At 58.7% G+C, this 25,415-nt stretch carries 22 protein-coding genes; 15 read left to right on the top strand and 7 right to left on the bottom strand.

What is annotated here, in order from left to right; translation table 11 throughout:
* Positions 1-22: 22 nt before the first annotated feature.
* Positions 23-1,510: an amidase family protein gene (locus ACESMK_RS08050; protein ID WP_372997031.1), complete on the bottom strand. Its 1,488-nt coding sequence runs from the start codon at positions 1,508-1,510 to the stop codon at positions 23-25.
* 44 nt (positions 1,511-1,554) lie between these two features.
* A complete protein-coding gene (locus ACESMK_RS08045; protein ID WP_372997029.1) occupies positions 1,555-2,562 on the bottom strand; it encodes a hypothetical protein in 1,008 nt (335 codons plus the stop codon).
* 291 nt (positions 2,563-2,853) lie between these two features.
* On the opposite strand from ACESMK_RS08045, the gene ACESMK_RS08040 reads away from it, so the two are divergent.
* Complete coding sequence (locus tag ACESMK_RS08040; protein WP_372997027.1) at positions 2,854-4,503, top strand: autotransporter assembly complex protein TamA; 1,650 nt, start codon at positions 2,854-2,856, stop codon at positions 4,501-4,503.
* Positions 4,467-8,255, top strand: coding sequence for a translocation/assembly module TamB domain-containing protein (locus ACESMK_RS08035; RefSeq protein ID WP_372997025.1), 3,789 nt, complete (start codon positions 4,467-4,469; stop codon positions 8,253-8,255). Before ACESMK_RS08040 ends, ACESMK_RS08035 begins: the two co-directional genes overlap by 37 nt.
* Before the next feature lie 2 nt (positions 8,256-8,257).
* On the opposite strand, the gene ACESMK_RS08030 is transcribed toward ACESMK_RS08035, so the two are convergent.
* The 3 genes from ACESMK_RS08030 to ACESMK_RS08020 are packed head-to-tail and all read right to left on the bottom strand — an operon-like array spanning position 8,258 to position 10,704.
* On the bottom strand, positions 8,258-8,944 hold the full coding sequence (locus tag ACESMK_RS08030) for an SIMPL domain-containing protein (protein WP_372997023.1): 687 nt from the start codon (positions 8,942-8,944) through the stop codon (positions 8,258-8,260).
* 31 nt (positions 8,945-8,975) lie between these two features.
* Positions 8,976-9,710: a gamma-glutamyl-gamma-aminobutyrate hydrolase family protein gene (locus ACESMK_RS08025; protein WP_372997021.1), complete on the bottom strand. Its 735-nt coding sequence runs from the start codon at positions 9,708-9,710 to the stop codon at positions 8,976-8,978.
* The gene (locus ACESMK_RS08020; RefSeq protein ID WP_372997019.1) at positions 9,703-10,704 is read right to left on the bottom strand and encodes an amidoligase family protein; all 1,002 of its coding nucleotides are present in this window, start codon (positions 10,702-10,704) and stop codon (positions 9,703-9,705) included. The genes ACESMK_RS08025 and ACESMK_RS08020 overlap by 8 nt, the downstream gene beginning before the upstream one ends.
* A 210-nt stretch (positions 10,705-10,914) precedes the next feature.
* Between ACESMK_RS08020 and lexA the strand changes: the two genes are divergently transcribed.
* Positions 10,915-11,526 carry a transcriptional repressor LexA gene (gene lexA / locus ACESMK_RS08015; protein ID WP_273082659.1) on the top strand — a complete coding sequence of 204 codons (612 nt, stop codon included), beginning with the start codon at positions 10,915-10,917 and terminating at the stop codon, positions 11,524-11,526.
* A 41-nt stretch (positions 11,527-11,567) separates the two neighbouring features.
* Positions 11,568-12,059, top strand: a complete 492-nt coding sequence (locus ACESMK_RS08010; RefSeq protein ID WP_372997017.1) for a cell division inhibitor SulA — start codon at positions 11,568-11,570, stop codon at positions 12,057-12,059.
* A gap of 4 nt (positions 12,060-12,063) precedes the next feature.
* Here ACESMK_RS08010 and ACESMK_RS08005 read toward each other — a convergent pair whose 3' ends face one another.
* Entirely contained in the window at positions 12,064-12,324 is a 261-nt protein-coding gene (locus ACESMK_RS08005) for a hypothetical protein (RefSeq protein WP_372997015.1), read from the bottom strand.
* A gap of 51 nt (positions 12,325-12,375) precedes the next feature.
* Positions 12,376-12,888 carry a DUF6586 family protein gene (locus tag ACESMK_RS08000; RefSeq protein WP_372997013.1) on the bottom strand — a complete coding sequence of 171 codons (513 nt, stop codon included), beginning with the start codon at positions 12,886-12,888 and terminating at the stop codon, positions 12,376-12,378.
* A gap of 225 nt (positions 12,889-13,113) precedes the next feature.
* Here ACESMK_RS08000 and ACESMK_RS07995 point away from each other — a divergent pair, with 225 nt between their 5' ends.
* The 11 genes from ACESMK_RS07995 (at position 13,114) to fliJ (ending at position 25,373) form a co-directional block, all read left to right on the top strand.
* Positions 13,114-14,472 carry a DUF1329 domain-containing protein gene (locus tag ACESMK_RS07995; protein WP_372997011.1) on the top strand — a complete coding sequence of 453 codons (1,359 nt, stop codon included), beginning with the start codon at positions 13,114-13,116 and terminating at the stop codon, positions 14,470-14,472.
* A 17-nt stretch (positions 14,473-14,489) separates the two neighbouring features.
* Positions 14,490-14,819: an SOS cell division inhibitor gene (locus tag ACESMK_RS07990; protein ID WP_372997009.1), complete on the top strand. Its 330-nt coding sequence runs from the start codon at positions 14,490-14,492 to the stop codon at positions 14,817-14,819.
* 70 nt (positions 14,820-14,889) lie between these two features.
* The gene (locus ACESMK_RS07985) at positions 14,890-16,341 is read left to right on the top strand and encodes a sigma-54 dependent transcriptional regulator (RefSeq protein ID WP_372997007.1); all 1,452 of its coding nucleotides are present in this window, start codon (positions 14,890-14,892) and stop codon (positions 16,339-16,341) included.
* Between the two features lie 231 nt (positions 16,342-16,572).
* Complete coding sequence (locus tag ACESMK_RS07980; RefSeq protein ID WP_372997005.1) at positions 16,573-17,811, top strand: sensor histidine kinase; 1,239 nt, start codon at positions 16,573-16,575, stop codon at positions 17,809-17,811.
* A gap of 12 nt (positions 17,812-17,823) precedes the next feature.
* Complete coding sequence (locus ACESMK_RS07975; protein ID WP_372997003.1) at positions 17,824-19,287, top strand: sigma-54-dependent transcriptional regulator; 1,464 nt, start codon at positions 17,824-17,826, stop codon at positions 19,285-19,287.
* 251 nt (positions 19,288-19,538) lie between these two features.
* Positions 19,539-19,907, top strand: a complete 369-nt coding sequence (fliE, locus tag ACESMK_RS07970; RefSeq protein WP_372997001.1) for a flagellar hook-basal body complex protein FliE — start codon at positions 19,539-19,541, stop codon at positions 19,905-19,907.
* A gap of 15 nt (positions 19,908-19,922) precedes the next feature.
* On the top strand, positions 19,923-21,623 hold the full coding sequence (gene fliF, locus ACESMK_RS07965) for a flagellar basal-body MS-ring/collar protein FliF (protein ID WP_372996999.1): 1,701 nt from the start codon (positions 19,923-19,925) through the stop codon (positions 21,621-21,623).
* Positions 21,616-22,659 carry a flagellar motor switch protein FliG gene (gene fliG / locus ACESMK_RS07960; protein WP_372996997.1) on the top strand — a complete coding sequence of 348 codons (1,044 nt, stop codon included), beginning with the start codon at positions 21,616-21,618 and terminating at the stop codon, positions 22,657-22,659. The genes fliF and fliG overlap by 8 nt, the downstream gene beginning before the upstream one ends.
* Positions 22,659-23,552 (top strand): flagellar assembly protein FliH, encoded by an 894-nt coding sequence (locus tag ACESMK_RS07955; protein WP_372996995.1) that lies wholly within the window; start codon positions 22,659-22,661, stop codon positions 23,550-23,552. Before fliG ends, ACESMK_RS07955 begins: the two co-directional genes overlap by 1 nt.
* The gene (gene fliI / locus ACESMK_RS07950; RefSeq protein ID WP_372996993.1) at positions 23,533-24,930 is read left to right on the top strand and encodes a flagellar protein export ATPase FliI; all 1,398 of its coding nucleotides are present in this window, start codon (positions 23,533-23,535) and stop codon (positions 24,928-24,930) included. Before ACESMK_RS07955 ends, fliI begins: the two co-directional genes overlap by 20 nt.
* Entirely contained in the window at positions 24,930-25,373 is a 444-nt protein-coding gene (gene fliJ / locus ACESMK_RS07945; RefSeq protein WP_372996991.1) for a flagellar export protein FliJ, read from the top strand. The genes fliI and fliJ overlap by 1 nt, the downstream gene beginning before the upstream one ends.
* The last annotated feature ends 42 nt before the right edge of the window (positions 25,374-25,415 follow it).

Below are 25,415 nucleotides of genomic sequence, written 5' to 3'. Positions count from 1 at the left end.
TTCGTTTTTGCTCCCGCTGTTTTCAGAACCCTTCGGGTCTCACAAACCCCGCCAATCCGGCCTCTTCCAGCAATCCCGCAAAGCCGATCGTGGTCAGGTCCATCCCTGGTGCGCCGATAACCTGTACATTGAATGGCAGGCCCTCCTTCGTCCGCCCTATGGGTACTGAGGTGGCTGGCAGGCCCAGCAAGGTGGCAAAGGCGATCCAGCAAAACTGGTCCATGTACGCCCTTGGCTGGCCGGCAACGGTGATGCGGCGTTTGAACACCGGTTGAGTATGGTCATGCCGTATGGCGGTGGTTGGTGTCACCGGGGTGAGCAGGATATCCACCTCCTGGAAAAGGGATTCAATTTCCGCCCGCATTTTCTCTCGCATTTCGCTCCAGGCCATCCATTGGTAAACCGGTTGGTTCACGCCGCGCCCGTATTCACCGATAAACGGCGTCATCGGGCCGAGGAACTTGAGCCAGGGTTCCAGTCGGGCGATCCATTTCATTTGCCGGCGCTGGGACGGTTTCAGGGAGGTGCTCAGCAGCGCCCCCAGCAAGTTGAAGTATGCCGGCAGGATATGTTCCAGGCTCAGTAACGGGTGCCGGGCTTCCGTCACCAGTGCTCCCTGATCAGCCAGTGACCTGCCCAGCGCCTGATAACCTTCGGTCAGTTCGCGCTCTACCGGGCACAGGGGATCTTCCAGCCACAAACCGACCCGGGCCTGGTCCAAGCGTTGAAAGTGCGAGGGGGCCATCTGAACGGCCCAGCTGCGTTCTTCGGCCGGCCGGGGTTGGGCAATCACCTTCAGTAGAAGCTCAAGATCCCTGGCGTTACGGGCCATGGGGCCGCCTTCAGCCAGGTCCGGCCTGGACTGGGCGCCTGGCGGGCCGGGAATGTGGCCCCGGAACGAGACCAGTGAACGGGTTGGCTTGTGGCCGAAGACACCACAGAAGTGCGCCGGTGTTCGGATGGAACCGGCAAGATCACTGCCCACTTCCAGAGGCGTCATGCCGGCAGCGAGTGCCGCTGCTGCGCCACCGGAGGATCCGCCCGGCGTATGGGCCGGATTGTGGGGGTTATTGGTCACCCCGAACAGTTTGTTATAGCTCTGCAAGTCAGTGGCGTAGACGGGCACATTGGTCTTGCCGAGGATGATGGCTCCGGCGTCCTCCAGCCTCTGAACGACATCGGCATGAGATTCGGGTTTATGATTCCTGAGCGCCGGTGCACCTGCGGTACAGGTCAGGCCGGCCACTTCCCAGGTGTCTTTCAGGGTAAGCGGCAGTCCGTGCAGGGCGCCTTTCAACGTGTTGGCTGCGCGCTGCTCGTCGGCCTGGCGGGCACTGGTGAGCGCTCGCTTCTCGTCTAGGGTCACCACTGCATTGACGGATCGATTATGCTTGCGGATCTGCTCCAGCAGGGCCCTTGTCAGGTCCTCGCTGGTCAGGCTGCCGGCCTCCAGTTGTTTCAGGAGTTCATGGGCCGGTTGATAGTGCAATGGAGATTGCGGTGCATCCATGGGTGTTCTCTTTATTGTTGAGGTGCTTTAGGAGCGCCTGGCATTCAGGGCAGCTCTGACCGCCAGTGTTTTACGTTTACCTGCCCCTTGATTGCGTCAATGATCTCAATGATCAGATTGATCAGCGCTTCGTTCTGGGCTTCATCGGCTTTTACGTCATCCGGCGTGGGCAGGAACACGTTCACAATGTCTTCGATGAAGGCGTGGTTGGACGCTGAGGCGAGATCTTCGAGAATCTGGTGGATAACGTGGGCAACGATGTCGCCAACGGCTTCTTCCAGGGTTTCCTGGATGGTGGGGCCCACCACAGGCAGATATTTCAGCCGTGACAATTCCAGGTTCTGTTTGAGGGCATTGTCGACCCTGTCCTCCAGATAGCTTCTGAGGGCGCCGCGATTGGGGACATAGCCTTCCTGGGCAGCCTCGGCAACCCGCTTGGAAATCCAGTCGGAGAGCATGTCCCGCCGAGGGTACAGGATGTCCTTCTGGATCTTGTCGAATAGCGGGGAGCCCCGCTTGACTTCCTGTTGCACGCCGCTGAGCACCTTGAGCACGATACGGTCCGAGAGCTCTTCCATGAAGGCTTCGTAATAGAAGTTCACGAATTGGTAGAGCCTGGTGCTGGTAATATCGATGATCTTGTACTGGTGCAGGCGGTAGATAATGGAGATGACCCGCAATATGCGGAGGAAGCGCAGGCTTCCTACAGGGATGCAGCCCACCAGGTCATACCAGTGAATGAACGGGTAAAAATACCAGCGGTCATAAACCTTGGCCCGGATAGCATAGGCCCAGCGAACAAAGAACTCCGTCAGGAAGATGCTGACGAAGATCATATCGTAGAAGATGAAGCGTTCGTGGATAGGGTGGTATGCGGACTGGATGGCCGGGACATGTTCTTTTAGCAGATTCTGAACAGCGACAAAGTTATAGATTGAATCCCAGATAATGAATGCCAGGTTGATAATGAGCAGGCCCAGCATCAGGAAATCAATGATGAACCAGACGAGCTGGTGGCTGGATTTCAGGTTTTCTCGATTTATCTTCAGCATTCGCCAAGGTCCGGTCTGTTGCTAAGTACCTGACAGGTTAGCTTATTTCGTCAGTACAAACGACTCGCCCTAAAGCCGGCTTCTGAAGGCCGCCCGGTCAATCATGGATTAACTTGACCCTCTGCCATTAAACTCCCACGCTTGAACGGAAATCCTTCTTGTTACCACCAACATTGAAATAGCCGGATGCTATCAATCTACCAAGCTGTGAATTCGGGCCGGGTCCGGCTTTTAATCAGTCTGCTCTGTTGTCTGCCTGCATGGGTGTGTGCGCAACAGGTAGTCGTGAACATGGAAGGAGACTTTCCGGAGCTGAAATCCAACGCCGAGGCGTTCATCGGCGAAGTGGAGGGTCGCAGCGCGGGCAACCTCCGGCGTTATGCCTCCACAGCGGTCGACCAAGCGCGGGAGGCGTTGAGGGCGCTTGGCTACTACAGCCCGATGATCGACTGGCGTATCGAGCAGGGCGATTCGGATTCCACTGCCACGCTGTTATTGTCGATAACTCCCGGTGAGCCGGTGCTGGTTAAATCCCGTGTTGTTGAGATCAGAGGCGCAGCAGCGTCTGATGATCGCTTTACGTCTGACCTCCCCGCGCAACCCGCCGAAGGCGATGTCCTCAATCATGGCCAATATGCCAATCTCCGGGACACCATCCAGACCCGTGCCCGTCGGCGTGGATATTTTGACGGCAAATTTGTTACCCGCACCCTGGAGGTCGATCCGGCAACCCGAAGTGCCACTGTCACCCTGATTTACGACAGTGGAGACCGGTATAAACTGGGAGAGGTTTCCTTTGAGGAGGGGCACTGGTTTGAAATTGGCCTGCTGGAAGAGTTCGTCACCTTCGAGCCGGGCGTTCCCTATCATTCCGATGAAATTGCCAGGCTGAACCGCGATCTCCAGAACAGCGGTTACTTCCGGGGCGTGGAGATTGATGCCTCTCCGGCCAGTGCGGAGGACGGTGTGATTCCTGTCCGTATCGAACTGACCCGAAGAGAGGCCCGGTCGGTGGCCACGGGCGTCGGCTTTTCGACCGACGTCGGCCCGAGATTTCGTGGCAACTGGCGAGAGCACTGGATCAATCCCATGGGCCACAAACGCGGCGCGGAGACCGAGCTTTCGATGCCCCGGCAGAATCTGAGCACCTGGTACGAATTGCCGCTGGATCCACCGATGAGTGATCTGATCCGGCTTACCGCCGGATATCAGCGGGAGGACATTGAAAATGTCGAATCAGAACTGCTGACCTTCGGGCAACAGTGGCAGCATCAGCTCGATAACGGCTGGCTGCAGGTATTGTCGCTGCGCTGGGAGGGGGAGCGTTTTAACATCGGTGACGATGAGAAAGGAACGAGTACCCTTCTGTTGCCGGGAGCCGGATACTCGAAAATGCACGCAGACTCGCCGCTGGACCCGTCCCGGGGCTACCGTCTGCAGTTCGACATTACCGGTTCGCACCGGGCGGCGTTATCGGATGTGGACATTCTGCACGTCAATGCCCTGGCGAAGGGGTTGTACACGCTGGCGGACAGGCACCGGTTTCTTGGCCGGCTTCAGGCCGGCGCGGTGGCTACCAACCGGTTTTCAGATGTGCCGCCCTCCCTCCGTTTCTTCGCCGGCGGTGACCAGAGTGTGCGAGGCTACGGCTATGAAACCCTCTCGCCTGAGAACGACAACGGGGTGCCCGTGGGCGGACGTTACCTGATGGTCGGCAGTGGCGAGTATCAATACCAGTTTGCTGACAAATGGCGCGCAGCGCTGTTTGTGGACTACGGCAATGCAATCAATGACCTGAGCGACCCACTTGCAACGGGCGCCGGAATTGGCATTCGCTGGATCAGTCCGGTCGGGCCACTGCGGTTTGATATTGCCAAGGGGCTGGATCGGGAGTTTGGCGGGGAATGGCGGATCCACTTTTCCATGGGGCCAGAACTGTGACACAGACACCGGAAACACCCGAAGGCCAGCATAAGCCGGGCCGTCCGCGCCGCTTCCGGTTTTGGCTGCTGCTGTGTCTGGGTCTTCTTCTGCTTGTGCCGGTGTTGCTGCTTGCGGCGGTGCTGCTGGCCCTGCGTTCCGAGACCGGGACGGCCTGGGTGATTGATCAGGTGCCGGGCCTGCAGGTTGAAAGTGGCCGTGGTTCGCTGTTTGGCCAGTGGCAGGCTGACCACCTGGAATGGCGGGGGTATGGGGTTGAAGTGGTTGTCGAGGCGCCGCTGGTGGACTGGTCGCCTTCCTGTCTGTTCCGGAAACAGCTCTGTGTAGAAAGCCTGAGAGCGGAAAGGCTGGAGGTCACCCAGCTGCCGCCGGCCGATAAATCCGGAGGTAGCGACGACGTTGCCCCGCCGGGTCTCGACCTGCCTCTGGCACTGAAGATCAGCGGCGTGCGGATGGGGCCTTTCACCTTCAATGGCAGCAGGATCTGGGATCGGCTTGAGCTGGATGCCGGCGGTTCGGGCGCTGACTGGAGGATTGATCGCGCCTGGTATCAGCTTGACAGCTACACCGTTTCAGCCTCAGGCCGAGTCGAAACCCGCCGGGACTGGCCCGTCAGTCTCGAGGTCAGGGCGGATCTACCGCCACCGTATGGTGATGAATGGATCGTGGACGCCACACTGTCGGGCAGCGTGCGGGATCTGAAGGTTTCCGCCGCAAGCCGGGGCTACCTGGATGCTGAGTTGTCAGGGGAGGTTGAGCCTCTCGATCCGACGTTGCCCGCCAGGCTCAGGTTGACGTCGGACCGGTTCCGTGCGGCCGAGGCGTTGCCGGAAACGCTGGTGCTGAACGACTGGTTTGTGGAAGCTCGTGGCAGCCTTCAGGAGGGTTTCCGTACCCGTGGGCAGGCCCGTCTGCCGGGAACAACGGGGCCGGTAATGCTGGCTCTGGAAGGTCTGTTGACCACCCGGGCCGCTGAGAACATCCGCGTTGAGCTGGCCACTGACAGGCAGAGCGGTGGTGGTCAGGATACCGTGGTTGCCACCGGTGCGGTGGATTGGAGCCAGGGATTGGACGCCAGTGCCGATGTCCGCTTGCGCGGGTTTCCCTGGTATACCCTGGTCCCCGGACTTGAGCAGCCAGTGGTTGCGCTTCGTTCGCTGGATGGCACCGTATCCTGGCGCGAGGGCCGCTATCAGGCAACGCTTGATGCCAGTGTTGATGGCCCCCAGGGCAGTGCTGAGCTGTCGACCGCTGTGGATGGTGACGCGGAGCAGACCACCCTGACGGATCTGGCCGTCAGTACCGGTGCAGGGTCCCTCACCGGGAACGGATCGGTGAACTTTTCAGGCCCACTTTCCTGGCAGGCCGCTCTGAGGCTTCAGGATTTCAATCCGGGTTACTGGTTTCCGGTCCTGGAAGCCAGTCTCAGTGGCGATGTCACCACCGAAGGCCAGCTCGGGGACGGCCCCATCCCTGAAATGAATGCCGACTGGGATCTGGAGGGTGACTGGCGCTCCAATCCTGCGTCTCTGGTCGGCCGCCTGGATACCTCCTCCGGAAACTGGGCGCTGTCGGACCTGAGCCTGGTGGTGGGCGACAATCGGGTTGAGGGGCGCGGTACCTGGGGATCCGTGCTACAAGGTGATCTGTCCCTGAGCCTGCCCAAGCCTGAACTTTTTCTTCCCGGCCTGACCGGCCGTCTGGAAGCGAGCCTGAAAGCTGAGGGCACGCCGGAGAATCCGGTGGGCGAGCTGACAGCCAGTGCCCAAAAGCTGGGCTGGCGGGATCAATTGAGCGTGGACACCCTGAACCTGGAGGCGAGTCTGGAGGACGGGTTGCAGCTTGCAAGCCGTTTGGAGGCGGGCGATATCCGTGGTTTCGGACAGGCGCTGGAAACGCTCGTTATCAGGGCGAATGGCACTCAGGAGCAGCACGCTGTCAGTATCGGTGCGAGCCATCCCGAGGCCGAGCTGGAGTTGGACTTTGAAGGGGGCGCCGGTTCTGGCTGGCAAACCTGGCAGGGCGCATTGTCCCGGGGTGTTATCGATCTACCGGAGCAGTCTCAGCGGTGGGCTCTGGAATCGCCAGCTGTTCTGGCCTATGGCAGTGAGGGTGAGTTGACCTTTGGCAAGCATTGCTGGCGTTGGCAGCAGAGTACCGTCTGTGCCGATGACCAGACACTGCTCCCGGCCCCACGTCTTGCCTACCGAATCGACCGGTTTCCGACCCTGGCCCTGGAGCCCCTGTTGCCGGAAACCCTGCGCTGGGATGCCCGGATTAACGGAGAGGTCAATTTTGCCGCCACGGACGACGGTCCGGATGGCCGGGTCTATCTGGATGCCGGTGACGGCGAATTTCAGCTATTGGTAGACGGTGAATGGGAATCCCTGACTTACAACACGCTAACGACCGAGATCAGCCTCAAGCCGCAACAGGCCAATCTTGGGGTTCGTCTTGCCGGTCCCGAACTCGGCGAGTTTGCCCTGGATATGGGGCTTGATCCCAATTCGGAAGACCGGGATGTCGAGGGCAGCTTCCGGCTTGAGGGCCTCGATGTTGTGCTTGCGGGGCTGCTCTCAGGGCTTGATGAGGTTGCCGGTCGGGTAGACGGTCAGGGTGAACTCTCCGGCCCGCTGATGAAACCTGCCGTGACCGGTGAATTGCATCTGGTGGATGGACGGGTGTCGGATCCGCGACTGCCGGTGCCGATGGAAGACTTGATGGCCAGCCTCCGGTTTGCCGGTTATTCGGCAAAACTGAGTGGCAGAATCAGGAGTAATGCACGGAGCGAAACCGTTCTGGATGGCGACATTGACTGGCAACAGTCACCACGGGGGGAGATCACCATTTCCGGAAACCGTGTGCCCTTCAACCTTGAGCCTTACGCCCAGCTTGAAGTTGAGCCGGACCTGCGGATTGTCTTCCGGGAAGGAAACCTGGAGGTCTCCGGAGAGGTCGGGGTGCCCAGGGGCGGCATCGAAATACAGGGGCTGCCGGCACAGGCGGTGTCGGTGTCGGAAGACGAGGTGATCGTTGGCGTGGAGCGGGAAGAGCCGGTTGTCCGTTCGCTGAACATGGATGTGAAAGTGGTTGTGGGAGAAGACCGGGTGACTTTTGAGGCATTCGGGTTGACCGGTGATCTTGAGGGTTCGCTCAGGATTGCCAACGATATGGATACCCGGGGCACGCTTCAACTGGTTAATGGCCGCTACGAAGCCTACGGGCAAGAGCTTGAGTTGAGACGGGCAAGATTGCTGTTTGTGGGTAATCTGACCCAGCCCTACCTGGATATCGAAGCCATCCGAACGGTGGATACCGTGGTAGCCGGTATTCGGCTGAGCGGACCCGTTCAGTCACCCCAGACCGAGGTTTTCTCGAATCCTGACATGCCGCAAACAGATGCGCTGTCCTACGTGATTCTGGGGCGGGCGCCCCAGAGCCGCGGCGATCAGGGCCAAATGAGCCGGGCAGCACTGTCGCTGGGGCTGACCCAGGCCAACAAGGTCACCGGGCAGATTGGCGAAGAGTTCGGGATTCGCCAACTCACCCTCGAAGCCGAAGGCTCCGGTGATCAGACATCGGTGGTGGCCAGCGGGTACCTGACGGATGAATTGAGCGTCCGCTATGGGGTCGGCATTTTCGAGCCGATCACAACCGTTGCGTTGCGCTACGATCTCGGCCGGTATTTCTATCTTGAGGCCGCCAGCGGTCTGGCGGCCTCCCTGGATATCTTCTACACGCGGGATTTCTGAGCTCAATCCAGTTCAAAGGTTGCACTGACGGATGCCCGGATTTCCCGCTCTCCCACGCTGGAGACGGTATCCGATATGGACTTGGCTTCGGCCATCATCATCGGTACAGGGCGATGACCGCCGTTGATGTTGATGCTGACCACCTCCCCGCAGCTCTGGTCCAGTTGACCGGCAACGAATCTGCACCGGGCCCGGGCGTCGGCAATGGCTCTGGCCAGCGCTTCCTGTTCCATTCCGGTTTCGTCCGAGTGGAAAAACTGTTGGGGGCCGAGGTGGTAATCCAGACCCAGGGCCTGTGCCTGCTGGAGCAGCGGATTAAGAAGCGTCAGGTCACTGATGCTGAAACTGATGGTCTGTGAAGCCACAGCCTGTTTTCGGGGTTCTTCGCCCCGCTCAGGGGCAGGCAGCGTGCGGGTGTAAAGATTCACGGTGGCATCGGAATAATCGTCAAGCCGGGCCCTGTATTCTGTAATCCCTTCACGCCACTGGTCCATCAGTGCAGCCACCCGTTCGGTGGCTTTCTGGGGAAGTTCATGCCCGGCGCTGGCGGTGAACTGGAGCCGGGCACTGTCTGGCTCGTAACGTACGCTGCCCTCGCCAGTGAGCGTTACTTCGCCCGCCATCGCCAGGGCCGGCACAGAGAGTGCCAGGGTAAGAAGTAAACGGGGATTGCGGTTCCGTCCGTTCATGGTATTTCCTCCTGTGAAAACAGTCGCGATATCAGGCACTGCTGGAATCCGGTTCCAGGCGGGCCAGTTTGAATCGTCGGGCGGCATCCACGAACTGGCCAAAGATTCGCCGGTGTCCGCCATGGTAGAGAAGATATTCCGGGTGCCACTGAATGCCCGTCAGCCACTGGCCCCGGGTGCTTTCAATGGCCTGCACAAAAAGATCATTATCCACGGCAGTTACCCGCAGATTGCGACCAAGGCGCTTGATGGCCTGGCTGTGAATACGGTTGGCGCCGATCACCGGCGAACGCATCGCTTGCTCCAGCCTGCTGGAGGTCACCAATCGAACGGTTTGCAGGGGGAGCAGCAGGGGGCGATGTCGGGTATTGACCCTCAGAGGGATCACGTTCTGGCACAGGGACCCGCCATGGAAAACGTTTATGAGCTGCGCACCCCGGCAAATCCCGAGCACGGGAATGCCGATGGCTTCAGCCTGCTCAAGGAGCGACTGATCGGTTGCATCCCGTTTGCGGTCGTAGTTTGCGGTAACCTGAGGTTCCTGGCCATATTGTTCCGGATGGACATGGGTGCCGCCGGAGAGCACCAGGCCATCAAGCATGGCGACGGCTACCCGCGAACCGGGACGAATATAGTGGGTCCGGGCGCCGTGAAGGCGCAGGCCAAGGCTGATCAGACGATGGGCCAGGCTTTTGCGGGCGGGACCGCTGATGCCGATGGTCAGGCCCGGAATCTCAAGCTCTTGTTCAGGATACTGTTCAGACATACCCGTTCTTGGCCAGCCAGTCGTCGGTGGTTTCCTGCCAGCTGTGGGTCAGGTTGTGCAGGTTTAACTTGCGCCGCTCCCGGAACAGCTGGCGCAGGCTCGCCAGGTCGTCCGGATTGTTCGCCAGTTGCTCCAGTACGATCCAGTCGTTCCATACCGTCGAAAAATGCCAGTCAGGGTTATCGATGTCGCAATCCGGCAAACGGTAGTGCAGGGTTGGCCGGCTCTTGATTCTGGGATCCTGAACATGGCGTTCCAGTCGTTCCCTGTCCAGGTGAGCAAACAGCGGGAGCAGATCAAGTGCACGATTGCGGGTAGGATTGAATTCCAGGTAGTCCTCCATGAGCTCGCCGAGGTTCGGATGGTAGCTGTCTTCCATCAGGAGCTCGGTGTAGCGGCCGTGCCAGGGTTCAATATAGGTGGTGAACTTGCGGCTGACATCCAGTTGATGCCGGTGCTTGAGCCAGTCGTAGAGTGCCGCGAACGCCTGAAAGTAGCGTACGAGGGTCTGTGGACTGAGGTCGGGCAGTTCAGGGTTCAGTTGCAGGCCAAAGGCGAAATAGATGGCGTCCCGGCTTCCCAGCGCCCCGGCATTCCTGAGTTTGTCTACGAGGGTTTCAATGACCTCCAGGTTGGAAAAGGCGAGGGGCGGGCTGATGATCTCCAGCGGTACGATCCGCTCGGCAGCGGCATCAATAACACCCATCGCCTGCCCTCCCAGATCCCGGATCGACTCGGGCAGCCGCTCATCGGCCAGATCAAGCTCCTTGATAGGATCGGAATCCAGCTCAACCGTAAACTCACCCAATGCTGTTTCAAGATTCGTCACGTACCGTGACTGAAGTACCGGTGTGCCCTCAAGCAGACTGGCCGCCAGTGTCACCAGTTCATCGTAGCCCAGGCCAGACAGTTCTATCTCGACGCCAACCCGGCGCTCTTTGCCTTCGTTTGTTTCCAGGATGTCGGGCATCCTGCACGCATTGGTTCGCGTCATGGTACTTCCTGATTTGAATGGATACTGGCTTAACCTTATCACACCGTTGTGGGTGGTCATTGTTAAGCGGATGCAAGAAAATCCCCGGCCCGACTTTACACTGGATAAAACACTGTATATAGTCAGTTTACTGTATATAAAAACAGGGCTGTCGGGGTGGCTCTTCCATTGAGGAAAACGCCGGCGCCGGCACTGATCTAGCGGAGTAGCTTGATGAAGCTGACAGCAAGGCAATCCCAGGTACTGGACATCATCCGCCGATATGTCGATGAAACCGGCTATCCACCCACGCGGGCAGAAATTGCAGCGGAGTTGGGTTTCCGTTCCGCCAATGCGGCGGAGGAGCACCTTCGGGCGCTGGCCCGGAAAGGGGCCATTGAGATGGTGCCTGGTGCCAGCCGTGGCATTCGCTTGCCTGAGGCGGAAGAAGATCTGGGTCTTCCGGTGATTGGTCAGGTGGCTGCGGGCAGTCCGATTCTTGCCCAGGAGCATATCGAGGACCACTGCACCCTGAGGCCTGAATTTTTCTCGCCTTCCGCGGATTATCTGCTGAGGGTTCGAGGCATGAGTATGAAGGATATCGGCATTCTGGACGGCGATTTGCTGGCGGTGCATAGCACGCAGGATGTGCACAACGGTCAGGTAGTCGTTGCACGGGTCGGCGATGAGGTGACAGTAAAGCGGTTCCGCAAGGAAGGCTCAAAAGTCTACCTGATTGCCGAAAACGAAGAATTTGCACCCATCGAAGTGGACCTGACAGAACAGGAACTGTTCATTGAAGGCCTGGGTGTTGGTGTTATCCGCCGCTCTGATCTGCACTGATCAGTCCGGATAGCCTCAGATAGATTGAAAACGGGTGAATTATGGAACAACTGAGCTTTAACCAGAATCTGGCTTACAATCCCAATGCTCTGTCCTGTTCAGTGCCGGCAGGTGCCGCCCGTGAGCGACGCTCTGTCATTCGCGCCCGACGTTCCCCGGAGATCAGCGAGGCGCCGGTCTCAGGCAACGTGACGGAGATTATCCTGCCTGAGGGGCAGGTCGAAAATTTCCAGCTTCTGCTGCCCATGCTGACCCAGTTGAATCAGGAGAAGCGTTGGCTGGCGTGGATTGATCCGCCCCAGGCGCTGGTTAGCAAATGGCAGAAAATGCACGGAATCGTTGCGGGCGAATTGCTGGTGCTCCGGTCAACCCCGGATTATCCCGCGCAGGAGCTGGCTGAGCGGGCCCTGAGCGCGGGTACCTGTCATGCGGTCGTCATGTGGACCCGGAAGCTGGGTCGTACAGCACTCGAGTCCCTGCAGAGAGCCTCTTCCGAGGGGAACAGCCACGGGGTTGTTCTGAGGCAGCGCTGATCGCTCAGTGCAAAGTGTAGGAGGGCTGGGCGTCCGGGGCGTCCAGTTCGTCGTCTTCCCAGTCGATGTCGTGTGCAACGTTGCCGACAGCCTCAATGCCTGCAGCAATCATTGCCTTGGCGACCGACATGTCGCGGTCTTCCATCATCTCCCGGGCCTCTGCCGAGAACGAGATTTTTACCAGTGGCGCACTGTCATCATCGATGCGTCTCAGGGCATAGTCGCCATTGGTCAGTTGCACAATTTCAAAAAACGATGGTGACATTCAATAAACCTTCAAGTTGATAAGAGTGGAAAAACCGGCGGTTCGAGTGGCTTACCACTCGCTGTGCTGTTCTTCCAGATCGTCGGCAAAATGTTTAACGGCATTGAGCGTTTTCAGTAACGCCGCCGCAGATCGATCCGGGCCGGAATCGGCGGATACCGCAATAATATTCTCCGCGCTGACGGTTTTTCTGGTTGCCGGTGGCCGGCTCTGCGAATTTTCCAGTTGTTCCAGGTGGTTCCACCAGCTGCCTGATCGTTGTTCCAACTCTCGCAACCGGTTTACCTCATTGGGTTCAGACCCGATCAGCGAGGCCAGTTCAGCGAGGGTTGTGGGCTCCTCTGATTTCTTCTGGTAAAGCCTGGCAACCATAACCAACAACAGGCGCCGGGATCTCAGTAATAGCTCTATCGAACCCTGTATAGCTGCTTCTCGCCGCAGGGCCTGCTCCGCCTCATTTGGGGGCTGCTCTTCATTCTGAACCGCCGGACGGTCAAGTTGCCCCAGTAGCGTGCGTGCAAGGAAGAGCTTCTGAGAAACCATTGAATGCCATTGTGAGGCCATCGAATACCTTTAACCCCCAAGCGCAGGTGTAACCCCGGAAAATTAATGCGCCACTATATCATTTTCAGCGACTGATTTCTTCCTCTCTCTCTGCCAGTCCGGTTTCACAATAAAATACAAACATTCACTTGAAACGGTCGTTTGAATTTGGCAAAAAGGCGCCCGGCTGTACGAGTTCTGATCGTTGCGGCTGCCCAAAAGCATGAACTTCTGGAGGTGTAAGGGATGCGAAGCCACATCGTTGCAGGTGTTGCCGTGGTTGTTCTCGGGTTTTCCGGACAGGCTTTGTCCAAGGTCACGGCTGATGAAGCCGAGCGGTTGGGTGAGGAGCTCACGCCCGTAGGAGCCGAGAGGGCGGGTAACGCCTCAGGCACAATCCCTGATTGGACTGGCGGGTTTGCCACGCCGCCTGAGGGCTGGCGCAAGGGTGAGGTGGAAATTGATCCGTTTCCGGAAGACGAAGCCCTGTTCGTCATTACGTCCGACAATCTGGACCTCTATCGGGACAAATTGTCCGATGGCCACATTGCCATGATGGAAAAATACGGGCCTGATTTTTTCATGCCCGTGTACCAGACCCGGCGAACGGCCGCCTTCCCCGAACATGTGTACGACAAGTTTCGGGACAACGCCCTGACAGCGGAGTTGCTGGATAACGGTAACGGCGTTAGGGATACCATCATGACCAGCCCATTTCCGATTCCCAGGAACGGTCTTGAAGTCATCTGGAACCACATCCTGCGTTACCGGGGCGAGGAGATTTCACTGCGCAGCGCCTCTGCCACGCCCCAGAAGGACGGGGCGTACAATCCGGTGGTCAATGATTACGACTATTTCTTCGCCTACAGTCGAAAGGGTGCCGAACTTGAGGAGATTGATAACAAGATCTTCTACCTGAAAACGGACACCGTTTCTCCATCGTCACTGGCAGGTACGATCACGCTGGTTCATGAGACCCTCGATCAGGTCCGGTCGCCCCGCCTGGCCTGGCGCTATGATTCCGGTTCCCGCCGGCTCCGCAGGTCGCCCAATCTGGCTTACGAGACCGATCTGCCCAACTCGTCTTCATTGCGATCTGTTGACCAGAAAGACATGTACAACGGCGCGCCCAACCAGTACGACTGGGAGCTGAAGGGTAAGCGCGAGCTGTTCGTGCCATACAATGCCTACCGGCTTCATGGGCCGGAAGTGGACGCTGATGACGTCATTCGTCCGGGCCATATCAATCAGGAACTGACCCGTTATGAGCTTCACCGGGTCTGGGTGGTAGAGGCAAAGCGCAGGACGGGTATCAGCCACATTTATGACCGCCGGGTGTTCTACGTTGATGAGGACAGCTGGCAGATCCTGGCGTCCGAGGAATACGATGCCGAGGGGAACCTTTGGCGTGTGTCAGAGGCTCATAACATCAGCTACTACAGTGAGCCGGTGTTCTGGACTACCATGGAAATGACCTACGACCTCAAGGCGGAGCGTTATTACATTGACGGGCTTGATGATGGCTTCCCGGCGTATGACTTCGATCCCGGCTTCCGGGGTAGCGAGTTTACTGCCTCTGCCGCCCGCCGCGCTGCCCGCCGCTGATCCGCAAGGAGATTGAAATGGCAGACCCGCAAGCTCACCTGGACCACCTTGACCGTCTGATGGCGAATCTTGGTCGAGCCCTCGCAGACAGAGACTGGGAGGCAATTACCGAACTGAATGAACAGGTGAAACCGGCAGTCGAACCTATGATGGCTGCTCTGGAGGCGGGAGAGCTTGACGCGGAGCCGGTCAGGCTCCGCTTGCAGGAGCTGCAGCAGTTTATTGACGCAGCGGATGAATCCGCGCGCATTGCCCGCAAGGAAGCGGAAGATGACATCAGGGGGGTAAATCGGAACCGCAGTGCAGCAAAGGCCTATCAGAACGTCTCCTCGAATCGACCAAAATAGCGTCATAAAATTGACTCTGCCGGCCTTACAGTCTTAAATACCGCACAAATCCCTCAAGAGATTCGGTTGAATGTCTAAAAATAACAAAGTGCTGGTGCTGAGCGAGGATGAATCAAGATTGCGGGACATGGTCACGATTCTTGAGTTCATCGGCGAGGAGCAGGTCCTCGCCGGCGATGAAGCAAAGGCGCTTTTGAGCAGTGGCGACAAGGAAAACCTGGCAGATATTGCGGTCGCAGTGGTGAACGGCGAGGATTCAGGGGTCGCCGAGACGATCACCTCAATATCCAGCGCCATTCAGGGCGTTCCGTTCCTGGTGGTCGGCCACCCTGACCTCAAGGGGCTATCCGATGACGTCAGTAGCCGCATCATTGCCTACATGGAATGGCCGCTGAACTATACCAAGTTTGTGGACTCGCTCTACCGTGCCCAGATTTACCGGGACCAGTTCAGTCGCTCCCGGGAGCGTGGCCAGCAGCGTGGCCTCCAGCTTTTTCGCAGTCTGGTGGGGACCAGTCGAAAGGTTCAGCAGGTACGCCAGTTGATGGAACAGGTAGCCGATAAGGACGTCAGTGTCCTGATTACCGGCGAATCGGGTACCGGCAAGGAAGTTGTCGCTCGTAACCTGCATTACCACTCCTCCCGTCGTGACAAACCGTTCGTGCCGGTGAATTGTGGCGCTATTCCGGCGGAATTGCTGGAAAGCGAGTTGTTCGGGCATGAAAAAGGCGCTTTTACCGGAGCGATCACGGCACGGGTAGGGCGTTTTGAGATGGCGGAGGGTGGTACCCTGTTTCTCGACGAGATCGGGGATATGCCACTCAACATGCAGGTTAAGATTCTGCGGGTTCTTCAGGAGCGGACGTTTGAGCGGGTGGGGAGCAATCGCACCCAGTCGGCGGATGTCCGGGTGATTGCGGCCACTCACAAACATCTGGAACACATGATCGAAGCCGGCGATTTCCGGGAAGATCTCTACTACCGCCTGAATGTCTTTCCGATCGAGATGCCGGCCCTGCGTGATCGGGTGGAAGATATCCCCCTTCTGATCAACGAGCTCATTTCCCGGCTGGAAAAGGAAAAGCGCGGCTCGCTACGGATGAATTCGGCGGCGATCATGAGTCTCTGTCGTCATGACTGGCCCGGTAATGTCCGTGAACTGGCCAACCTGGTGGAGCGGCTGTCGATCATGCACCCTTACGGGGTGATCGGCGTTCAGGAATTGCCCAAGAAATTCCGCTACGTTGATGACTACGATGAGAACCGGCCGGTTGAGGACACCGGAATGCCATCGGGTATTCCTGGTCTGGTTGGGCTGGATGCGCCGGCACTGCTGCCGGTGAATGGCATTGACCTGAAGGACTACCTCTCCAATCTTGAGAAGCAGTTGATCCAGCAGGCACTTGATGAGGCGGGTGGCGTAGTTGCCCGGGCCGCCGAGAAGCTGCGGATCCGTCGCACCACCCTGGTGGAGAAGGTTCGCAAGTACGGGCTTCGGGAGGAAGAGTCGGAGGAATCCTGATCCGATCAGGCAGGTTACCCGGAGCTTCTGAAGCGGCGTCAAAGGTTCGTAACCTGAGGCGCCGTTTCTGTTTTCGGGCGACGTAATATTGTCATTGCGCTTTTCTTCGTTTTCCTTTCTATCTGAAATATAAAGAAAAAATAGAGTTGGCACGGTGCTGGCTTATCAACCTGCAAACGAAGTATCCGAACTGTAGGGTCCGAACCGACGGGCCGATCGGGGAGTCAGGTTATGAGTCAGGCACAGTTTGTTATTCAGTCCGAAGCTGGCGGCACAAAAGCCAATGCGGCGGCGGACGTCAATGACAAGGTTACCGCACTGTTTCCACAGCAGGACGATGAGGCAGTGGATTCTGCCCTGGAACTGTTCAATCGGATGTCCCGCCAGATTACCGACTCCTACCGCACCCTCGAATCCCGGGTTAACCAGTTGTCCGGCGAGTTGAACCAGGAGTCGCTGCAACGCCAGCAGGAGCTCGAAGAAAAGGAGCAACTGGCGGACCGGCTATCTACCTTGCTGAATGCCTTGCCGGCTGGCGTCGTTGTACTGGACAGCCAGGGCGTGGTGACCCAGACCAACCCGGCGGCCATAGCGTTGTTGGGAGAACCGCTCGATGGCGCCCGCTGGGTTGATGTCATTCATCGCTGTTTTGCGCCCCGGCGGGACGATGGCCACGAGGTATCACTCAAAGACGGTCGCAGGGTCAGCATCGAGATCCGGACCATGGAAAACCAGCCAGGGCAGTTGATCCTGCTCACCGACCTTACGGAAACCCGGCATCTCCAGGCCCAGTTGGCCCATGCCCAGCGTCTTTCTGCCATGGGCAAAATGGTCGCGTCCCTTGCCCACCAGATCCGCACCCCGCTGTCTGCCGCCATCCTCTATGGTGGACACCTGAGCCAGGAGGATCTGGATGAAGAAATGCGTCAGCGCTGCGCTTCCCGGTTGATGTCACGCCTTACGCACCTGGAGCAGCAGGTGCGGGATATGCTGATTTTTGCCCGGGGTGAAACACGGCTGGCAGAAGAATTGTCTGCAGACAAACTGGTTTCGGCACTGGCTGCGGCGGTTGAGGGGCTAAAGCCCGCTCCCGGCGCGGAGGTCATTTTACAGAACGAGTTATCCGGCGACTGTCGCCTGATGTGTAACCGGGATGCGCTCGTTGGCGCCTGCACCAATCTTGTCAACAACAGTCTGGAGGCCGGCGCTACCCGGGTTTCCGTTCGGGTAACGGAAGAAGCGGGTGAACTGGTGATCCGGGTTGTGGATGACGGCCCCGGTTTTGAGTCGTCGGACGCTGGTCGGCTAACCGAAGCGTTCTATACCACCAAGTCCCACGGCACGGGTCTCGGGCTTGCGGTAGTTCAGGCTGTGATCAAGGCGCACCAGGGGCGCTTCGCCATTGAATCCCCGGAGCAGGGGGGCGCTGTCGCTACCTTGCGTTTACCGCAATTACGAAACAGACACTGATCGGAGGCAACCATGGCCAAGGCCCAGATTCTGATTGTTGAGGATGACCATGACCTGCGGGAAGCGCTGGTAACCACGCTGGAACTGGCGAAGTTCCGGGTGCGTGAAGCAGCCAACGCCAACGAGGCGCTGGAACGATTGGCGGAGTCTCCGGTGGATATGGTGGTCAGTGATGTCAACATGCCTGGGTTATCCGGGCATCAGTTGCTGGCTGAGGTTCAGCGTCTCTATCCGGGGCTGCCGATGATGCTGATCACGGCCTATGGCCAGATCAGTGATGCGGTTTCCGCCATGCAGGCCGGTGCCATCGATTATCTGGTCAAACCGTTCGAGCCCAGGTTCCTGGTGGATGCCGTTAGCAAGGTTGTCGGTGGCGGGCGAGAGAAATCCAGCGATGAGCCGGTAGCGGAAGATCCGATCAGCAAGCGCATGTTCCAGCTCGCAACCAAAGTGGCCGGCAGCGATTCCACGGTTATGATTTCCGGCGAAAGTGGCACGGGCAAAGAAGTCCTTGCCCGTTATATTCATCAGCAATCCCCTCGGGCAGACCAGCCGTTTGTCGCCATTAACTGCGCAGCGATTCCCGAGAACATGCTGGAAGCCATCCTGTTCGGTCACGAGAAAGGCGCTTTCACAGGAGCGGTGGCCTCCTCTCCGGGCAAATTTGAGCAGGCCAATGGTGGCACCATTCTTCTGGATGAAATCTCGGAGATGGATCTTGGGCTGCAGTCCAAGTTGCTGCGGGTATTGCAGGAGCGGGAAGTGGAGCGTGTAGGCGGTCGAAAGACCATCAGCCTGGATGTCCGGGTAGTGGCCACCACCAACCGCGATCTGGCGGATTACGTTCGTGAAGGCAAGTTCCGGGAAGATCTTTACTACCGCCTGACGGTGTTCCCGATGCACTGGCAGCCGCTCAGGGAACGCCCGCTGGATATCATGCCTCTGGCGACCTCACTGCTGAAAAAGCATTGCCGGAAAATGAAACTCGCCGGTATTACCTTTGCGCAGGATGCAAAAAGTGCCTTGATGAACCATCGGTGGCCGGGGAATGTCCGGGAGTTGGACAATGCGATCCAGCGGGCGCTTGTGCTGCACCAGGGCAATGTCATTCACTCCGGGGATCTTTGCCTGGAACTGGGCATCACCGGGCGGTCTGACATTCACGGCGTGGAGCCGGTTTCAGCGCCTCAGGCAGTGGTTGGCCGTGGTGCTGAAGGGCAGGTTGCAGAACATCATGCCTCAGCTCCGGAGCCAGTCCAGTCGGTGCGTGATGAAGAGCCGGAAGGCGCCGTTTCGCTGGGTGATGATCTGCGGCAACAGGAATTCCGTATTATCATCCAGACACTCCGGAAAGAGCGTGGGCGTCGCAATCGGGCCGCCGAGCAGTTGGGGATCAGTCCCAGAACGCTCAGGTACAAGCTGGCCCAGATGCGTGACGCCGGAATCGATCTGGATGCCGAGATGGCCACGGCCTGACCCCCTGCAAGACGAACTCCTTCATTGGCACCCCTTGGGGTGCCGTTTTTTTATCTCTCCGTTTCAGATGGTGTGTCGGCGCCCGCTCTGTCGTCAAAAGTCCGTCATCGACTTCCTTGTTTCCAGGAGATCGATTGCTAAATAACTGATATGTAATGCCAAATATCAGTTGGCCCGCCGATTGCTTGTTCAGAATCAACAGCATCCCAAGAGCAATTCCGTCCCGGGGAGGGCGGAGCCAGGAGAGAGTTATGGTTCAGCGTGCCGACATCAACAGTGTTTTGTCCGATATTCGCTCCCTGCGTTCCCAGATGATGCAGAACCAGCGGGTCGAACAGGATCAATCGGTTCGTGGTCGTATAGACGGCCCCCGCCAGGTTCAGGAAACCCAGGAGACGCCAAGCTTCAATGACATGCTGGGCAAAGCAGTGAACAATGTGAACGATCTCCAGAAAACGGCGGGCGATCTGCGCACCGCCTACGATATGGGCGACCCGAACGTGGACATCACCCGCGTGATGATTGCCGCCCAGAAATCCTCTGTCTCCTTCGAAGCGCTGACCCAGGTACGTAACCGGGTAGTTCGGGCCTACGAAGACATTATGAACATGCCGATCTGATAACGGAGCAGAGTCATGGCCAGCGTACCTGCAGAAACCAACGCCTCTAACATGCCGGCAGCCCGGGAGGGTGACGCACCAGAGAGCCGTAGCGACCTGTTTATGGGGTTCAATCGCCTCAACCTGTTGCGCCAGATCGGCTTGATGGTGGGGCTTGCCGCCAGCGTGGCACTGGGGTTGGCGGTCGTACTCTGGGCCCAGGAGCCAAACTATCAGCCGGTGGTGGGTGATCTGTCTTCCTACAATCCGCAGGATGTGACGACCATTCTCGATACCAGCGGCATTGACTATAAAATGGACCCGCGCACCGGGGCGTTACTCGTCCCTTCCGACCAGGTCTACAACGCGCGGCTTAAACTCGCGGCCGAGGGCGTGACGGACCGCAAAACCCTGGGCTACGAATTGCTCGATCAGGAACGCGGGCTGGGTACTTCCCAGTTCATGGAAACCATCTCTTATCGGCGTGGCCTCGAGGGCGAGCTGGCTCGCACCATTGCGAGTATGCGCGGTGTCCGCAATGCCCGGGTACACCTGGCGATTCCGGAACGCTCCGTTTTTGTTCGCGATGCCAGGGATCCATCGGCCTCGGTCTTTCTCGAGGTCTTCGCTGGCCGCCGGCCGGAGCAGGAGCAGATCAGTGCCATTGTGAATCTGGTTGCCGGCAGCGTTCCGATGATGAATAAGGAACACGTGACCGTTGTCGACCAGAACGGCAATCTGCTGACCGGCAAGGAGAGCCAGACCAACGCCGACCAGATGGCCGACCAGTACGAATACACCGAGAGGGTTGAGGAGCGCCTGACCCGTCGCGTGGCTTCGCTGATAGGACCTATAGTCGGGGATGGCCGTTACCGGGCGGAGGTTTCGGCGGACCTGGATTTCTCGTCGGTGGAGCAGGCAGAAGAGTTGTTCAATCCGGAGCAACGGGCAGTGCGCAGCGAGCGTGAGCTGAATGAGCAGCGTGCGGCCGGTGCCCAGGGAGGAATACCCGGAGCTCTGGCCAATCAGCCCCCGGGTAATGCTACGGTGCCTGAGCAGGCCGCTGGCGGCGATGGCGAAGAGGCTGCTCCTCCGCCAGTGAACGTGCGCAGTGAGTCCACCCGGAATTATGAAATGGACCGCACGGTCAGCTACCGTCGCCAGGAGCTCGGAAGAGTCAAGCGGGTTACCGTGGCTCTGGCTGTGGATGATATGAAGGTCGTCGACCCCCAGACTGGAGAGGTCAGCTACGAGCCCTGGCCGGAGCAGGAACTGCAGCGCCTCAGCATGCTGGTGCGCGATGCCGTGGGCTACTCGGCCGCCAGGGGTGACAGTGTTACGGTGATGAATACGGCTTTTGCACAGGAAGAAGCTGTTGAATTTGAGGCGCCTGCATTCTGGGAACAGCCCTGGTTCTGGGACCTGATGAAGCAGGTTCTGGCTGGCCTGGTCATTCTGGTTCTGGTGCTTGGTCTCTTGCGGCCTACGCTCAAGAGCCTGTCAGGTGGCGGTCAGCGTGAACGAGGACTGGATTCCGATAGCGGCGGCTATGGCGGCCTGGACGACATCGAGGGCGGAGATGAGCTGCGCCAGGCCATGTCCGCCCAGGACGATCTGCTTTTGCCGGGTGCCACAGACGGTTATGATAGACAATTGAACGCATTGAAAGGTCTGATTGCCGAAGACCCGGCCCGGGTCGCACAGGTAATGCGCCAATGGGTGAATGTCGATGACTGAACAAGCCAATCAACAGGGTGGCAATGAGCCGCAGAAACCCCAGCGGAAAATTCCGCGCGTGGAGCAGGCCGCCATTCTGCTGATGTCACTGGGCGAGGCGGATGCGGCTGAAATCCTCAAGCACATGGGGCCCAAAGAGGTCCAGCGTGTGGGTGTGGCCATGGCCCAGATGAAGGATGTCAGCAAGGATGAAGTCACTTATGTGATGAACCAGTTTGTTGATGCCGTGGGTGGCCAGACCGGCCTGGGCGTGGGCAATGACGACTACATCCGGACGATGCTGACCCAGGCGCTGGGCGACGACAAGGCGTCCAGTCTTATCGACCGAATCCTGATTGGCGGAAATACTACCGGCCTCGATACCCTCAAATGGATGGAACCCAGGGCCGTGGGTGACATCATTCGCTATGAGCACCCCCAGATCCAGGCCATCGTTATCTCCTATCTGGATCCCGATCAGGCGGCAGAAATTCTTGGAACCCTCGATGAAAAAGTCCGCCTTGATGTCATGATGCGGGTGGCATCCCTTGAGAGTATCCAGCCACAGGCACTGCAGGAATTGAACGACATTCTTGAAAAGCAGTTCTCCGGCGGCGCAGCCTCCCAGACCAGCCGGATTGGTGGGGTCAAACGGGCAGCGGATATCATGAACTTTATGGATCGGAGCATCGAGGGCAACCTGATGGATTCCATCAAGGATATGGATCCGGACCTGGCCAGCACCATTGAGGACCTCATGTTTGTGTTCGATAACCTCAAGGAAGTGGACGATCGCGGTATCCAGGCGTTGTTGCGGGAAGTTTCTTCCGAAGTTCTGGTGGTGGCCCTCAAGGGCGCCGACGAGGAGGTTCAGAACAAGATCTTCAAGAACATGTCCAAGCGTGCTGCGGAATTGCTGCAGGACGATCTGGAAGCCAAAGGGCCGGTCAAGGTCAGCGAAGTCGAATCGGCCCAGAAAGATATCATTACCATCGCACGCCGGATGGCTGAGGCCGGTGAAATCTCCCTCGGCGGTGCCGGCGAAGAAATGATGTAATGAAAGATTCCACCCGAGACGTCAACCGAATTCCCAAGGAGCAACTGACCGCCTACGAGCGCTGGGAGCTGCCCTTGCTGGATGCCCGCGGCAACGAAGTGCCCCGGGAAGAGGAGCGGGAGGTCAAACCCCTGACGGCCGCCGACATTGACGAGATTCGCCAGGCGGCCCGGGAAGATGGTTTCAGGGAGGGGCGTGACCAGGGCTACCAGGCCGGGCTTGCCGAGGGGCGCGAAGAAGGCCACCGGGAAGGGCTTGAAAAGGGCCTGGACGAGGGCCGGGAGCAGGGTAAGACCCAGGGCTATGAAGACACCCGCAAGGAAATCGATGTCAAACTCGACCGCCTTGAGCATTTGCTGGGTGAACTGTTGCTGCCGATCAAGCGGCACGAGGACGAGCTTGAAACCTCACTGGTCAATCTCACAACGGTTCTGGCCCGGGCGGTGGTCTACCGGGAACTGACCATCGACTCCTCCCAGATTCGCCATGTGGTGCGCCGTGCCATCGAGACTTTACCTTCCACCGCAGAGAACATTCGCATCCACATTCATCCGGAAGATTGCGAAATGGTCCGCGAGGTTGCCGCTCGCCTGGACGCATCCGCGTCCGTGATTGAGGACACCAGTATTCTTCCTGGCGGTTGCAAGGTGGAAACCCGCCACAGTCTGGTTGATTTCACCGTCGAGAAGCGCTTCCAGCGCGCGGTGCAAAGTATGCTGGACCAGCAGATGAACGACAGCGAGGGCGGGGAAACCGAGGAGCTGGATTCCATGATGGAGGACCTGACCGGTTTCCATCGCGACGTCCTGGACTCTCAAGAGCCGGAGCAATCCGAAGAGGATCCAAAACCGCCGCAGAACGAAGGTGACGGTGATGACCTCGAATCTCGCTGATCGCCTGAATCGTTTTCAGGGCTTTCTGGGCAACGAACCTGAACCTGAGCTCTCGGGCCGACTGACCCGCATGGTGGGCCTGACGCTGGAATGTGTCGGCTGCCCCATGGTCGTCGGTGACCGCTGTGTGATCTTTGGCCAGAACACCGGCAACGTTGAAGCAGAGGTGGTGGGGTTCGAGGACGACAGGGTGTATCTGATGCCCCTGACGGCGATTGAAGGGCTCAAGCCCGGTGCGCGGGTGGTGCCCCTGTCCGCTGCCAGCCGTGTTCCGGTGGGTCCCCAGATGCTCGGCCGGGTGGTGGATGGCAGTGGTGAACCCCTGGATGGAAAGGGGCCTCTGCAGGCCGAAGCGCGCGTCGCGCTGACCGGCGACATCATCAACCCCCTGAATCGTGCGCCGGTGCGACAGTCCATGGACGTTGGTATCCGCGCGATTAACGCACTGATGACCGTCGGCCAGGGTCAGCGTCTCGGCCTGTTTGCCGGCAGTGGCGTGGGTAAGAGTATGCTGCTGGGTATGATGACCCGGTTTACCGATGCTGATATCACCGTCGTGGGCCTGATTGGTGAGCGGGGCCGTGAGGTCAAGGAATTTATCGAGGATATCCTGGGCGAGGAAGGCCTTTCGCGCTCGGTGGTGGTGGCTGCCCCTGCGGACGATTCTCCGTTGATGCGACTGCGCGCTGCCATGCTGACAACGCGGATTGCCGAGTATTATCGGGATCAGGGCAAGCGAGTGCTGCTTTTGATGGATTCCCTGACCCGCTATGCCCAGGCCCAGCGGGAGATTGCCCTGGCGGTTGGTGAACCGCCCGCGACAAAAGGCTATCCGCCATCGGTGTTTGCCAAGCTGCCCCAATTGGTGGAGAGAACCGGCAACGGGCGCCCGGGCGGTGGTTCGATTACCGCGTTCTATACCGTGCTTACCGAGGGCGACGACCAGCAGGACCCAATAGCCGATGCCGCCCGGGCGATCCTGGATGGCCATATTGTTCTGTCCCGACGGCTCGCCGAAGAAGGCCACTACCCGGCCATTGATGTGGAAGCGTCCATCAGCCGCGTCATGCCCCAGGTCACGGAAACCGAACACTTCTCGCGGGCTCAACGGTTCAAGCAGGTGTATTCCCGCTACCAGCAGGCCCGGGACCTGATCTCCGTAGGCGCTTACGTCAAGGGCTCCGATCCGGAGACCGATTTCGCCATCACCCATATCAGTAACATGCGCCAGTTTCTGCAGCAGGGTCTGAATGAGAGTGCACCGTTGAAAGACAGCATCGAGCAGTTGCTGGCGGTGGTGCCGGAGCGTCGTTCTCCCGAGCGGCGCAAATCGGCGGTTCCCAACCCGGCAACCGGCGTCGGCGGAGGTGATGCCTGATGCTGCGATCCCGGCGGCTGGAAGTAGTGCTTTCCCTGGAAGAGCGCAAGGAACAGGAAGCCCTGGAGCGAATGGGGGAGGCCCGGAAGCTGGCCGAACAGCAGCGTGAACAGGTGGAGAACCTGAACCGGTACCAGCAGGAATACCGAAACCAGATCCGCAACAGTCAGCAGGGCGTCATTCAGGTGTCCCGTCTCCAGGCCTGGCAGGCCTTTATCGCGCAACTGGATCAGGTGATCCGGCAGCAGCAGAAACAGCTGGAGCAGGCGGAAAAAGTCTTCGAGACCCGCAAGCTGGAATGGCAGCAGGCCTGGGAGCGGCGGCGGGGTATGGAAAAGTACATCGATAGCTGCCGGCAACAGGAGCAGAAAGAACAGGATCTTCGGGAACAGAAGCTGTCGGACGAGGCTGCCGGGCGGGCGTTCAGTCGCCGTCGACGCTGATTCTTGCCCCACATCAAGCGAATACGGATGCAAAATCAGGCC

The organism is Marinobacter sp., assembly GCF_041687235.1.
Taxonomy (GTDB): domain Bacteria; phylum Pseudomonadota; class Gammaproteobacteria; order Pseudomonadales; family Oleiphilaceae; genus Marinobacter.
Note: the sequence above shows the minus strand (reverse complement) of the source record. Positions and strands in the feature narration are given on the sequence as shown.